The organism is Marinobacter antarcticus (assembly GCF_011049865.1).
Lineage (GTDB): Bacteria > Pseudomonadota > Gammaproteobacteria > Pseudomonadales > Oleiphilaceae > Marinobacter > Marinobacter antarcticus_A.
Genome location: NZ_DRGY01000153.1, coordinates 1 through 13397 on the forward strand (window position 1 = coordinate 1; position 13397 = coordinate 13397).

Annotated in this window: 13 protein-coding genes; 8 read left to right on the forward strand and 5 right to left on the reverse strand. The window is 55.5% G+C overall.

All coding sequences use genetic code 11. The features are described 5' to 3' along the window. Positions 1 to 17: 17 nt before the first annotated feature. Positions 18 to 1601 carry a cytochrome c oxidase subunit I gene (gene ctaD / locus ENI00_RS18545; protein WP_304105790.1) on the reverse strand — a complete coding sequence of 528 codons (1584 nt, stop codon included), beginning with the start codon at positions 1599 to 1601 and terminating at the stop codon, positions 18 to 20. A gap of 57 nt (positions 1602 to 1658) precedes the next feature. Continuing rightward, entirely contained in the window at positions 1659 to 2783 is a 1125-nt protein-coding gene (gene coxB / locus ENI00_RS18550) for a cytochrome c oxidase subunit II (protein WP_304105792.1), read from the reverse strand. A 206-nt stretch (positions 2784 to 2989) separates the two neighbouring features. On the opposite strand from coxB, the gene ENI00_RS18555 reads away from it, so the two are divergent. The 7 genes from ENI00_RS18555 to ENI00_RS18585 all read left to right on the forward strand — a co-directional run bounded on the left by ENI00_RS18555 (position 2990) and on the right by ENI00_RS18585 (position 9855). Continuing rightward, positions 2990 to 4318 carry an MATE family efflux transporter gene (locus ENI00_RS18555; protein WP_304105794.1) on the forward strand — a complete coding sequence of 443 codons (1329 nt, stop codon included), beginning with the start codon at positions 2990 to 2992 and terminating at the stop codon, positions 4316 to 4318. A 201-nt stretch (positions 4319 to 4519) separates the two neighbouring features. Further along, entirely contained in the window at positions 4520 to 5170 is a 651-nt protein-coding gene (locus ENI00_RS18560; protein WP_304105796.1) for a hypothetical protein, read from the forward strand. Positions 5171 to 5233: 63 nt separating this feature from the next. After that, entirely contained in the window at positions 5234 to 5899 is a 666-nt protein-coding gene (locus ENI00_RS18565) for a methylamine utilization protein (RefSeq protein ID WP_304105798.1), read from the forward strand. Continuing rightward, positions 5899 to 8256, forward strand: a complete 2358-nt coding sequence (locus ENI00_RS18570) for a putative bifunctional diguanylate cyclase/phosphodiesterase (RefSeq protein ID WP_304105800.1) — start codon at positions 5899 to 5901, stop codon at positions 8254 to 8256. The genes ENI00_RS18565 and ENI00_RS18570 overlap by 1 nt, the downstream gene beginning before the upstream one ends. Further along, entirely contained in the window at positions 8253 to 9152 is a 900-nt protein-coding gene (locus ENI00_RS18575; protein ID WP_304105802.1) for a DUF3034 family protein, read from the forward strand. The genes ENI00_RS18570 and ENI00_RS18575 overlap by 4 nt, the downstream gene beginning before the upstream one ends. Before the next feature lie 2 nt (positions 9153 to 9154). After that, positions 9155 to 9604 carry a group I truncated hemoglobin gene (locus tag ENI00_RS18580; protein WP_304105803.1) on the forward strand — a complete coding sequence of 150 codons (450 nt, stop codon included), beginning with the start codon at positions 9155 to 9157 and terminating at the stop codon, positions 9602 to 9604. Positions 9605 to 9624: 20 nt separating this feature from the next. Next, positions 9625 to 9855 carry a DUF1653 domain-containing protein gene (locus ENI00_RS18585; protein ID WP_304105805.1) on the forward strand — a complete coding sequence of 77 codons (231 nt, stop codon included), beginning with the start codon at positions 9625 to 9627 and terminating at the stop codon, positions 9853 to 9855. A gap of 211 nt (positions 9856 to 10066) precedes the next feature. On the opposite strand, the gene ENI00_RS18590 is transcribed toward ENI00_RS18585, so the two are convergent. Continuing rightward, positions 10067 to 10318 (reverse strand): YheV family putative zinc ribbon protein, encoded by a 252-nt coding sequence (locus tag ENI00_RS18590; RefSeq protein WP_304105806.1) that lies wholly within the window; start codon positions 10316 to 10318, stop codon positions 10067 to 10069. 57 nt (positions 10319 to 10375) lie between these two features. Continuing rightward, the gene (gene prlC / locus ENI00_RS18595) at positions 10376 to 12421 is read right to left on the reverse strand and encodes an oligopeptidase A (protein ID WP_304105808.1); all 2046 of its coding nucleotides are present in this window, start codon (positions 12419 to 12421) and stop codon (positions 10376 to 10378) included. 75 nt (positions 12422 to 12496) lie between these two features. Here prlC and ENI00_RS18600 point away from each other — a divergent pair, with 75 nt between their 5' ends. Continuing rightward, on the forward strand, positions 12497 to 13033 hold the full coding sequence (locus ENI00_RS18600) for a gamma carbonic anhydrase family protein (RefSeq protein WP_304105810.1): 537 nt from the start codon (positions 12497 to 12499) through the stop codon (positions 13031 to 13033). Positions 13034 to 13098: 65 nt separating this feature from the next. On the opposite strand, the gene ENI00_RS18605 is transcribed toward ENI00_RS18600, so the two are convergent. Further along, positions 13099 to 13397: OmpA family protein (locus ENI00_RS18605; protein ID WP_304105812.1), on the reverse strand; the 299-nt coding region annotated here is incomplete at its 5' end.

Genomic DNA, 13397 nt, shown 5'->3' on the forward strand with positions numbered 1-13397 from the left:
ACATATCCCCCGGCCTCCTACTTCACATCTGGTGGCGTTGCAAACGTGTGATAGGGCGCCGGCGACGGTAATGTCCACTCAAGGCCCTCTGCGCCTTCCCAAGCCTTGGCGGGCGCTTTTTCGCCACCTCTCACACACTTCACAACAATAAACAGGAACAATAGCTGGGTGGAGCCGAACATGAACGCCCCGATGCTTGAAACCATATTAAAATCAGCAAACTGCAGAGCATAGTCGGGAATTCGGCGGGGCATTCCGGCAAGTCCAAGGAAATGCATCGGGAAGAAAGCCAGATTCATTCCGACGAACGACAGCCAGAAATGGGTTTTACCCAGGGTTTCGTCATACATGTTGCCGGTCCACTTGGGCAACCAGAAGTATGCGGACGCAAAGATACCGAATATCGCACCGGGTACCAGTACGTAATGGAAGTGAGCTACCACAAAGTACGTATCGTGATACTGGAAATCCGCCGGGGCAATCGCCAGCATGAGGCCGGAAAAACCGCCGATGCTGAACAAGATTACAAACGCGACGGCAAACAGCATAGGTGTTTCAAAGCTGAGCGAACCCCGGAACATGGTCGCCACCCAGTTGAACACCTTCACGCCTGTCGGTACGGCAATTAGCAAGGTGGCGTACATGAAGAACAGCTCGCCTGCTACCGGTATTCCTACGGTGAACATGTGGTGTGCCCACACCAGGAACGAAAGCATCGCAATGGCACCCACCGCGTAAACCATTGAGGCATAGCCAAACAGCGGCTTACGGGAAAACGCCGGTATAATATGCGACACGGCGCCGAACGCCGGCAGGATCATGATATAGACCTCTGGATGCCCAAAGAACCAGAATACATGCTGAAACAGAACCGGATCGCCGCCACCGGCCGCGTTAAAGAAGCTGGTACCAAAGTTAATATCCATCAGCATCATGGTTACCACGCCCGCCAACACCGGCATTACGGCAATAAGCAAAAACGCAGTAATCAGCCAGGTCCATACGAACATGGGCATTTTCATCAGCGTCATACCCGGTGCCCGCATGTTCAAGATCGTGGCAATGACGTTAATGGCGCCCATGATGGACGACACGCCCATAATATGGATGGCAAAAATAAAGAAGGTTGTGCTCGGCGGCCCGTAGGTGGTGGACAGAGGTGCGTAAAATGTCCAGCCAAAGTTGGGCGCACCACCGGCCATAAACAAGGTCGAAAGCAGGATCAGGAACGCACAGGGAAGCAACCAGAAACTCCAGTTGTTCATCCGTGGCAGCGCCATGTCCGGCGCGCCAATCATCAGCGGTATCATCCAGTTTGCAAGCCCGACGAACGCCGGCATAACCGCACCAAAGACCATAATCAGGCCGTGCATGGTGGTCATCTGGTTAAAAAATTCCGGCTGAACAATCTGAAGCCCCGGCTGGAACAATTCCGCCCGGATAACCATCGCCATGGTTCCACCCAGAAGGAACATGGTGAAACTGAATATCAGGTACATTGTCCCGATATCTTTATGGTTTGTCGTAAACAGCCAGCGAGTTATGCCGCTGGCCGGACCGTGATGATGATCCTGGGCGTGGGTATCTGCAACCGCACTCATTAAAACCCCCGTTACCGCCAATTATTGTGGCTGGTGATATCTGTTATCTGGCGTTGATTACTGTTTGTTCTTGTAATCGAAGATTTCTTTCGGCGTGACCATGTCGCCCATTTTATTACCCCAGGCATTACGCTCGTAGGTAATGATCGCGGCAAGATCGGCTTCACTCAGTTGGCCGCCAAAAGCCTGCATTGCTGTACCGGATTTACCGTTCACCACAATATCGATGTGCGCGGTGATGTCGCCGGTGGCAATACTGCTGCCCTTGAGTGCGGGGAAAGTAGGTGGCGCGCCGCTGCCGTCGACTTGGTGACAGGCCGCACAGGTCGTTGCGTAGGCTTTCTCGCCACGCTCTATCAGCTCGTCAATGGTCCAGTCTTTCTGGGTCAGCTCACGTTCTTTTTCGGCCGCCGCTTTCTGATCTGCAACCCAGGTGTTGTATTCGTCTTCCGGTACCGCCTTGACAACAATCGGCATGAAACCGTGGTCCTTGCCACAGAGCTCCGCGCACTGGCCCCGATAGATACCGGGCTTGTCTACGCGGGTCCAGGCTTCGTTAATGAAGCCGGGGATAGCATCTTTTTTAAAACCGAAATCGGGAACCCACCAGGAGTGAATAACGTCGTTTGCCGTGAGCAAAAACCGGATCTTTTTCCCGACAGGGACAACCATCGGATTGTCCACTTCACGCAAATAGTGTTCACCTTTGGTCTGTCGGTTGCTGATCTGTTCTGCCGGCGTGGTCAGGCTTGAAAAATAACCGAAATCCTCGTTGATATACTCATACTGCCACTTCCACTGATAGCCGGTTACCTTGATATCGATATCCGACTCGGTGGTGTCGTACATGTCGATCAGGGTTGAGGTGGCGGGGATGGCCATGATCACAAGAATGACCAGCGGTATGAGCGTCCATAGAATCTCAACCAGCGTATTCTCGTGAAAGTTTGCGGGTTTCGCCCCCCGGGACTTGCGGTGGGCGAAAATAGACCAGAACATGATCCCGAATACCACGACGCCAATCGCGACGCAGATCCAGAAGATGGTCATGTGAAGGTCGAAAATCTCATTACTGGTGCCGGTTACCCCGGGGGTCATATTTACCGTCCAGTCCGCCAGGGACAGGGCAGGAAACGACAGACCGCCTAAAAGGGCACCTGCCCGCTGAGCGTGCACGCGCATACTGTGTCTCCACAGAGTGTTATTCTTGTCGGATTTTGCGTTAACCCTCTGATGTATTACCGGTGCTCTCGCATTCACCGGCAAGCTCAGAGTGAAAGCCTGCTTATAGATACTCGTGGGCCAGTATAGACACAGATCGGCAAAATACGAAAACATTGGATAAACCCAAAAATGCTAACCATTAATTTTTAAGAAGAAAACAGAATATGATCTTCAAACTGTCGGTGACTGATCGACGCTTATGGGCCTTGGCATGGCCCTTGATGCTCACCAACCTCACCGTTCCGTTACTGGGACTGGTGGATACAGCTGTGCTTGGACATCTTGAAAGCCCGGAATACCTTGGCGCCGTGGCGGTTGGCGCCAACCTGTTCACCCTGTTGTACTGGACCTTCGGTTTCATGCGCATGGGCACAACGGGGCTTGCAGCACAGGCCTGGGGCAAACGCGACAGTTTCGGTCAGGTTGCGCTGCTGCTGCGCTCAATGATGCTGGCGGTCGGTATTGGCCTGCTGCTCATTCTGTTTCATCAACCTCTGATCCGAATCGGGCTGGCCTTGATGAATCCGAGCGCGGGCGTTACCGAGCTTGCCGCTGAATACGCCGCCATAAGAATCTGGAGCGCGCCCGCCGTACTGTGCCAGTACACCCTTGTGGGCTGGCTGATCGGAACCCAGTTTGCTCGCGGCCCCATGATTATGCTTATCGTAGCCAACGGTCTGAACATCGTTCTGGATGTGCTGTTCGTAACCGTGCTGGGCTGGAACAGCCGAGGTGTGGCCATTGCCACAGTGATCGCCGAATACGGTGCCGCAATCATTGGTTTTGTCATCGTGCTACGGCGCATGCCGGACGGACAACGCCTGACCCGGGAACTGTTCGGTCAGCTTGAGGATTATCTGGCGCTCCTGAGAATAAATCGTTACATCATGGTTCGCACCATTGCCCTGCTGCTGGTGCTGGCGTTTTTTACGGCTCAGGGAGCCCGTCAGGGCGACACCATACTGGCGGCCAATGCGGTATTGATCACGTTTTTGCTTCTGATCTCCAACGCTCTGGACGGCTTCGCCAATGCCGCTGAAGCTCTGATCGGCGAATCGGTGGGCGGTAACAACAAGCCCCAGTTCTTCGTGGTCTTGCGTTGCGCGCTGCGCTGGTCGCTGTGGGGGTCGCTTTTGCTCACCATTGTGTTCGTGGTTGGAGGCCGCAGCCTAATCGCGATGCTGACGGGCATTGAGGAAGTGCGCACGGTTGCCTGGCAATATTTACCCTGGCTTTGGGTGCTCCCTTTCGCATCTGTCTGGGGCTTTCTGTTCGATGGCGTATTCATTGGCGCGACACGCACCCGGGATATGCAAAACACCATGCTGTTTTCGGCGCTGGGCATTTTTGCACCGGTTTGGTGGTTGACCACAAGTTGGGGTAACCATGGGCTCTGGTTCTCGCTCATATGCCTCATGCTCGCACGTGCCGTCAGTATGGGGTGGTTGTGCTGGTCACACACACGGAACGATCGATGGTTCAGCACCTGGTAATTCCGACACGATTGTTCACAATTTCTAACAGTCTGGAAATCGCAGCTGACAGAATCTCGTCTACACTTGTCGGAAAAGACGGGCGTCTCTCAGTGGTCATGTTAATAATCTGCTGCAGAATGGTTGCCCTGCTCATCGTTGCGCGTTTTTAAAGGAGGCGCTTTGCGACCTCACCTTGTTCAAACACTGGCATGTCCTCAAATGACTCCACAGGCAGTCTTAGAGATCATTGATCACGCGCGGCGCAAAGAGGCCCGCTCGGGAACGTTTTTGCGGCAGTTGCATGAAACCGCAGCCAACTTGCCGTCAACTGTCATGATCGAGGGGTATCAACCCGCAAATTGCCTGTTCCAGTTCGCCATCGAATACATTGAAATGGCGCCCAGGCTTATTGAATGCGTGAATGCGTGCGCGCGCGAGGCAGGCACAGCACGGCTGTTCGATCCGTTCGTTAAAGCGGCAACGGGCTACTTCACTGAACCGTCAGCGCTGCTGGTGCGTTACGATGGTCTGGACGGGCTTCTGATAAGGGCCTACCTGTGCCATCGCCTGATGGAGGAGATGCACGAGAACAATCACTCCATGAGATCCGGGGGGCTTGTCGATATAGAAGCAACTCGTGCTAACCTGCTGGTTCATGGACTCATTGGCGAGCCTTTTGCAAACGAGCTGGACGATTCAATCGTCGTTACCGTGCTCCAGATTGCTGGCACACCGGACTATTACGAACTTAATCTGGATCCATTCGTAAAACAGGTAAACAACGACGCCTGGAACTGGATGCGGCATTATTGGGAGAATCTTTTGATCCGAAATCACATCCGCTTTTCCCTGGGCTCTGGCGAGGCCTGATCCGGCCTCCGTTTAAGGCCTTGTCGTGGGAGGTGTTGAGCAATTGAAAGGTTTATACCCAAAATGAGAAAACAAACGGTTTTGCTGCTGGTCGGGTTCCTGATGTCTGCTCATGTTTTGGCAGAGCAACTGACGGTGCGGGTTCAGCTCGTGGATGATGTCGGCCCGGTGACCGACGCCGTTGTCTATGTGAACGATGGCAGCCAAGCCGCCCCCGTGCGGGCGGAAGTGAGCCAGAAAGACCGTATGTTCCACCCCCATGTGCTGATTTTGCCTTCCGGCTCCAGCGTGGATTTCCCCAATCGTGATAACACCCAGCACCACGTTTACTCTTTTTCGCCGGCCAAGCCTTTCAATCTCGAACTGTATGCCGGCAAGCCCGAATCACCTGTGGTGTTCGACAAGCCCGGTATTGTCGAGCTTGGCTGCAATATTCACGATCACATGCAGGCGTTTATTGTTGTCGCCAGCACCCGAGCGATCGGGCAAACCAATGAGCGCGGAGAAGTAACGCTCGCACTGGACTTTGGCGCAGCCAAGGTACCCGACTCGCTCAGCCTGAACATTTGGCACGCCCGCCTGCAAAACAACACCCGGCCCGTGGTTCGGAAAATCGATACCGCCAGCCTCGCCAATACGACCGCAGACATCGTCAACATCGAACTGCAGCCAGAGCCGCGTCACGACGGCCCGCTGGACAACCTTCAGAAACGCTTTCGGGATCTTTGATGGGTGGGCTCGCAAACCGCATCGGCTTCCGCGGCCGGCTTGTTATCGCGATGGTTGCTCTGGTCGCCCTGGTGAGCCTGTTGATCGGCGCGCTGTTAATGGTGTACCTGTTTGAGGATGAGCAGCGCCGCGCGCTGGAGCAGCTCAGCGTGGCTGAACGCCTGACCACCGAGGTCATCGAGCGCCGCACCGACCTTGAACTCTCCAGGTTGAGCGTTGTTGTTCGCGACTTCGGTTTCCGTTCGGCTATCGCCAGTCGCGACCCCGCAACTCTCAGCAGCGCTCTGGAAAATCACAGCGGTCGGGTGGGGGCAGATTTTGCGCTGCTGCTGGACCGCCAGGGAGAGCCGCTGGCGTCCACGCTGCCTCAGGACATCCCCGACATCACCTCTACACAACTGGCCAATGTAAGCAGTGGCGGGGTGAACCGCTCGCTGGTGACGATCAATCAGCGCGGATACGAAGTGCTTATTGTGCCTGTAGAGGCGCCCGGTTTACGAGCGTGGCTGGTCGCCGGCTTCGAGCTGGATCAGGAACTGGCTAATATCATTGCCCGGCTCAGCGGCAGTTCCGTTATCTTCCGAAGCAACGCGAATGATCCCGGCGAGTTCACCAGCTTTGCGGCATCTTCCGATGTCGATACCGCCGGGGTGGCTGCCCTGCTCAAATCCTCAAGTGGCCAGAACTTTATCGAAAGCACCCGATACTTCACTCGCACCTTGAGCCTCGGGACCTCCGAGAAAGGCACCTTTGAGGCACTTTTGATGAGCAGTCGGGAAGCCAGCCTCCAGAACTACTACAGCCGGGCTCTGGAAATAGCCCTGTTGGTCGCTGCCATCATGGTGCTTGCCATCGTGTTGGCACTGCTGACAGCGAGGTATCTGGGCCAGCCGGTTTTGCAACTTGCGCAATACGCCCGGGCCGTCGGCCGGGGAGACAATCCGCAAGCGCCTGACATTCGCACCGGCGGCGAGTTGCGTCAACTGCGGGATGCCTTGCGAGACACGCTGGCACGGCTCATTGGTCGCGAAACCGAAATTCGTCACGCCGCAACCCATGACGAAGTCACCGGGCTGGGTAATCGTAGCGCCCTGATGCACGCCGCGAACGAAAACTTTGACGCCGGCAAATCCTTCAGCCTGATCGGCCTGCGTGTGAGTGATCTCTCCAACATCAACGACACCCTTGGCCTGGAGTTCGGAGATAAAGTGTTGCTGAGCCTTTCCGAGCGAATCCGCGTGGAACTCCCGGACGCCAGCCTGATTGCGCGCACCGGCGGCGGCGAGTTTATGGCCCTGATCCCTGCCCATAGCCCTGAGGCGCTGGATCAGCGGGCCTTGGCTCTGCACAGCAGCGCCGTGTTGCCGCTGAATATCGACAAAACGCCGTTTTCACTGCGCACAAACCTGATAACACTGCAGTTGCCTGCCGATGCCGGCCAGATCAATGAACTGAGAAGGCGCGTCAATCTTACTTTCGAGCAGGCCGTGCAAAACGATGTAGCGGTCACACGATACGAGCCGGGCCGGGATGAGAACCACCTGAGGGAGTTGAAGCTGGTCTCCGATTTGCACAGTGCAATCCGGCACGGCGGTCTGCACATGAACTACCAGCCCAAGCTGGATAGCCGCACCGGACAATTGCTTCAAGTGGAGGCTCTGGTGCGCTGGGTACACCCGGAGCTGGGTTTCATATCCCCGGACGAGTTCATTTTTCTGGCAGAGCAGTCGGGGCAAATTCACGATCTGACGGACCAAATATTACAGCAGGTTGCCGACGATGCTCGCGCCTGGTTCAACGGTGGGCTGGATGCAGGCGTTGCGATCAACCTTTCAGCAATGGACCTGACCTGGCCGGGGCTGACCGAGCGTATAGCCAGCATTTTTGGCGGCTGGCACCACAATATGGACCGCATCACCCTGGAGGTGACCGAAAGCGCCCTCATGGAGGATCCGGAAGAGGCCATGGCCACGTTAAACCGTCTGCGGGCTCTCGGTGTCACTTTGTCTGTCGACGACTTTGGTACTGGCTATTCATCGCTGTCACAACTGCGCAAGCTGCCGGTTCAGGAACTGAAAATAGACAAATCCTTTGTGCTCAAACTGAATGCTGAGCCTCAGGATCAACTGATTGTAAAATCCACCATCGATATGGCCCATGGCCTTGGCCTCAAGGTGGTCGCAGAAGGTATCGAGAATCTGGAAACCTGGAAACTGCTGCAATCCTGGGGCTGCAACATTGGCCAGGGTTTCTATCTGAGCCGTCCGGTTGCTGTCGCGGATCTCGCGCAGACGGCCGCGGCTATTGCAGCGCGTCAGCAAGAGCTGGCCGACATTACGCTGGAGCATTCGTCATGACACGTTTTTTCAACAAGCCGCGTGCTGTCAGGGTCGCACCCCTGCTGATACTGGGCCTTCTCGCGTCGCCCTCGGCGATGGCTGATATTGGCAGCCGAATCTGGGCAACCGGCGGCGTTACCAGCATAGAAGGCAGCGCAGGCGGAGGGCTGGTGCCCTGGGCGCTGCTGGGCAGTTACGCCAGTGATGAAGAGTGGGGCGGCACTGTGGCGTTGAGCCGCGCGGAAGTGGACGACTACACGCTTTCGGTTACCGGTGCGGGCATTAACTGGAATAACCGAATCGAGGTGACGGTTGCCCGTCAAACTCTCGATCTGGACAGCCTGGCATTCACTCTCAAAGACGGATTTGGTCTGGAGCAAGATGAACTTAACCAGGACATTTTCGGGGTAAAAGTGCGGCTGTTTGGTGACGCTCTGTATAGCCCCTGGGGCCAGTGGTCTGCCGGCCTGCAGTACAAACGGCAGAGAGATTTCACCGTGCCGGAGGCCATAGGTGCCCGCAACGACAGCGGCACGGACGTGTATTTTTCCGGCTCCAAAGTATTTTTTGCTGCTGTGTTTGGCCGCAACCTTCTGGTGAACGCCACGGTGCGGGGAACTCGCGCTAACCAGGGCGGGCTGTTGGGCTTTGGCGGCGACCTAAATAATGGCTATGAGTTCATGGCTGAAGCCGGCGCAGGCGTGTTTATTAACCGGCAGTGGCTGCTGGGCGCTGAGTACCGACAAAAACCGGACAACCTGAGCTTTGCCCGCGAAGACGACTGGTGGGACGTGTTTATTGCCTGGGTACCAGATCGTCGGTTTGCGGTAACGGCAGCGTTCGTCAATCTTGGCGACGTTGCCACTTTGACCGACCAGCAGGGTGTTTATCTGTCTCTTCAGGGGAGTTTCTGATCATGGGCCGGAGCCTGGCGAAGACGTGCACTATACTACTTGCTATTACGATGGGCCTTGTTCTGAGCGGTTGCCAAAACTTTCAACGCGAGCCGGATAACAGCCTGTACCTGCAACTCGGCGAACGGTCAGGAATCGCCAATATTGTGGAAGATCTGCTCTATCTGATTGTGGATGACGACCGCATCAATGCACAGTTCAAGGGCATCAATGTGGCGCAGTTCCATAGCAATCTGACTGATCAATTGTGTGAACTCAGCGGCGGCCCCTGTGAATATTCGGGGCGCGACATGCGCGAGGTGCATCAATCCATGGGGATTACAAACACCCAGTTTAACGCCCTGGCCGAAAATCTGATCCTGGCCATGGAAGAAAACAACATACCAACCGCGGCCCAGAACCGGCTAATCAAACGGCTGTTGCCGATGTACCCGGATATTCGGCACCTGTGAGTGAGTGGGAGAACACCAGAATGAGTGAAAGAAAAGACGATATTCGCCCGGGGCTGTACCGGCACTACAAGGGTAAGGACTACGAAGTCATCGACATTGCCCGCCACAGCGAAACAGAGGAAAAACTGGTGGTCTACCGCTGCCTGTACGGGGATTACAGCCTTTGGGTGCGCCCGCTCAGCATGTTCCGCGAAACCGTCGACGTTGCCGGAGAACAGGTCCCACGCTTTGCGCGTATGGATAAAACCTGAGCCTCACAGCAACAAAAAAGAGTATTTACTATAAAGAGTATTTACTATTTAAGCCGGCCTGTCCGTGCAATGAGAATAAGAGGGTGTGGGGGGATGTTTTTCTGCCGGGAAAAAGATGTTTGAGCGCAGCGAGTTGCTTTTTCCCAGAAGAAAAATATACCGCCGCGACCTCGAAACCCTCCAAGCCAGCAGGCTACAATCCTTAAAATCTCTAGTCCTCAGACCCAGCCTTAAAAAACACAACCTGCTTAACCGTATGATCATCCTCGTTGTCACGGGTATTAACCCGCGTATCCAGCTCCGGAGTCGCAGGGGTCTCGGCATCCGAAACGGCATCGGTGAAACCGCAAGCCACACATTCGCGAATCTGTTCATCCGCATCGTCAGTGAACATCATGATTTTGTCCATCTCCGCACAGCGGGGACAGACGGCTCCGGCTATAAAACGCTTAGGGGTTGCCATAACGTGACTCCAGATTAAAAGCTCCAGTGGCTATAACGACCACCGGAGCAAGTTGGATCAGGCCGCTTCGTCGCTGATACCCGTCTGCCTCAGCAGAGCATCTACTTGAGGCTCGCGCCCACGGAACGCCTTGAACAGTTCCATGGGTTCCTGTGAACCGCCTTTTTCCAGAATGTTCTGCAGGAACGCTCGCCCGGTATCAGGATCAAAAATGCCCTTTTCTTCAAACAACGAGAAGGCATCTGCGGCCAGCACTTCCGCCCATTTGTAGCTGTAGTAGCCAGCCGCGTATCCGCCAGCAAATATGTGCGAGAACGAATTCGGAAAGCGATTAAACTCCGGAGACTCCACAACCGCGATGGTTTCGCGTACTTTGCGGTGCACCGCCAGCGGGTTGGTCGGAGCCTCTTCATTGAATTCCGCGTGCATGCGGAAATCGAACAGAGAGAATTCAAGCTGCCGCACCATCGCCATGCCCGGCTGGAAGTTCTTGGCCGCCAGCAGTTTGCGCAGCAGATCCTCTGGCAAGGGTTCTCCGGTTTCGTGGTGGCTGGCAATCAACGCCAGGGCTTCGGGGTTCCAGCACCAGTTTTCCAGGAACTGGCTGGGCAGTTCTACCGCGTCCCAAGCCACGCCATTGATGCCTGAGACATCCATGACTTCCACCTGGGTCAGCATGTGGTGCAACCCATGGCCAAATTCGTGGAACAGGGTGGTTACTTCGTCGTGGGTGAGCAACGATGGCTTGCCATTCAGCGGTGGTGTGAAGTTGCACGTAAGGAAGGCAACTGGCAACTGCAACTGGCCACGCAGGTTGCGCCAGCGTACCCGACAGTCTGCCATCCAGGCGCCACCGCGCTTGCCTTGGCGGGCGAACAGATCCAGGTAGAACCAGGCGATTGGCTCACCGTTGCGGCTAATGCAGTAAGCGGTGGCGTCTTCGTGCCAGGTTTCCACATCCGGTTTGGCTTCAATTTGCACATCGAACAGCTTCTCGGCAACCCGGAACAAACCTGGCACAACCTTGTCTGTCGGGAACCAGGGGCGAAGCGTTTCGGGCGAGATGTCGTAGCGCTGCTGGCGTAGCTTTTCGCTGTAATAGCCCACGTCCCACGCTTGCAGATCGTCAATACCATGTTCATCTTTGGCAAATGCCTTGAGTTCCGCAAAGTCCTTCTCGGCCACTGGCCTGGATTTGGCCGCCAGTTCATTGAGAAAACCAAGAACCTCCTCGGTATCACGGGCCATTTTGGTGGCCAACGAGCGCTCGGCGTAATTGTTGAACCCGAGCAATTTGGCAAGGGCGTGCCGGCGCTTGAGGATTTCGGCCATCACCTGAGTATTATCCCAGGTTCCTGCATCCGGACCCATATCGGACGCCCGAGTAACAAAGGCTTCGTAGACTTCGCGACGAAGCTCTCGGTTGTCGCCGTAGGTCATTACCGGGAAGAAGCTGGGGAAATCCAGGGTGATCACATAGCCATCCAGCTCTTTTTGGCTGGCGGCCTGTTTCGCGCCTTCAATGGCGGATTCCGGCACGCCGGCGAGTTCTTCCACATTGGCAATGTGTTTGAACCAATGCTGGGTGGCGTCCAGAACGTTGTCGCTGAAGCTGTTGGACAGTTCTGCCAGTTCGCGGGAGAGAGCCGCATACTGTTTTTTCTGGTCGTCTGGCAGATCGACACCGCCAAGGTGAAAGTCTCGCAGGGTGTTGTCCACAGACTTGCGCTGGGCTTCGGTCAGCTCCTTGAAATCGTCCCGCGCGGCCAGCTTTTTGTAGGCTTCGCAGAGGGTGGAATTCTGGCTCAGTTCGGTGCTGTACTCTGTGAGCTTCTCCAGGCAGTTTTTATACACTTTGCGCAGGTCGTCGTTGTTCATCACTCCGTTGAGATGGGAGATGACAGACCAGGCGTTGTTCAGTTTGTTTTCCAGAGACTGCATGGGTTGGGCGAGGGTGTCCCAATCAGGATCCTCGTTCTGGGCAAGACTCGCAATTTTCACGCGGTTTTCGCTGAGAATCTGGTCAATCGCGGTTTCCATGTGCTCAGTACGCACATGGTCAAACCTGGGCAACAAATCATCAGTCAGTAGCGGGTTATTCATAGGTCCCCTTCTCAGCAACGAGTTGGTAAAGTAGCGTGTCGCTAGTGGAATAATTTCATCTATCAGGTATATGTAATGACGAATGTACGTTCTCACAAGGGTACCACGCCAGATTTCGGAGCACGCACTCTGGTGGATGCCAGTGCGGTGGTGATCGGTGACGTAAAAACCGGTAACGATTGCTCCATCTGGCCGATGACCGTGGTGCGGGGTGATATGCACAAAATTCGCATCGGTGACCGTTGCAGCATTCAGGACGGTTCGGTACTTCATATAACCCACGCCAGTGATTATAACCCGGGCGGCTATCCGCTGACCTTTGGTGACGATGTGACCGTGGGCCACAAAGCCCTGCTACACGGGTGCACCATTGGCAGCCGTGTGCTGGTGGGCATGGGCTGCATCATCATGGATGGTGCGGTGGTTGAGGACGAAGTGATTGTGGCGGCCGGGTGCCTGGTACCACCGGGAAAAACTCTTGAATCCGGTCATCTTTATGTCGGCTCTCCCTGCAAAAAGGCCAGGGCCCTATCGGAGGAAGAGCGCGATTTCTTTGCGTACACCGCTGCAAATTACGTTCGACTGAAAGACACGTACCTTGCCGACCAATAAACCTGTGGTCTGAACAACCGCCTGGCGCCGTATGTTTCCTGGTCAAAATCCCTGACTCTTGTCACTCAGGGCAAGATGTCTACCGGTAAATCTCCCGTGGAAACGGATGTGTCACACTCGGGGTCGCGGATGGCGATTTCCACCCGGCGGTTCAACGCGCGGTTTTCAGCCGTGTCGTTTGGCGCAAGGGGGTTGGTTTCTGCGCGACCTGCGGCCACTACGCGCTCTGCAGACACCTGCTGATTCAGGACAAGCTCGTGCACAACGGATACGGCGCGTGCGGCGGACAGATCCCAATTGGAACGATACCGGCTGCTTGAGATGGGCCGGTCATCGGTGTAGCCGGAAACCAGCACATCGCCGG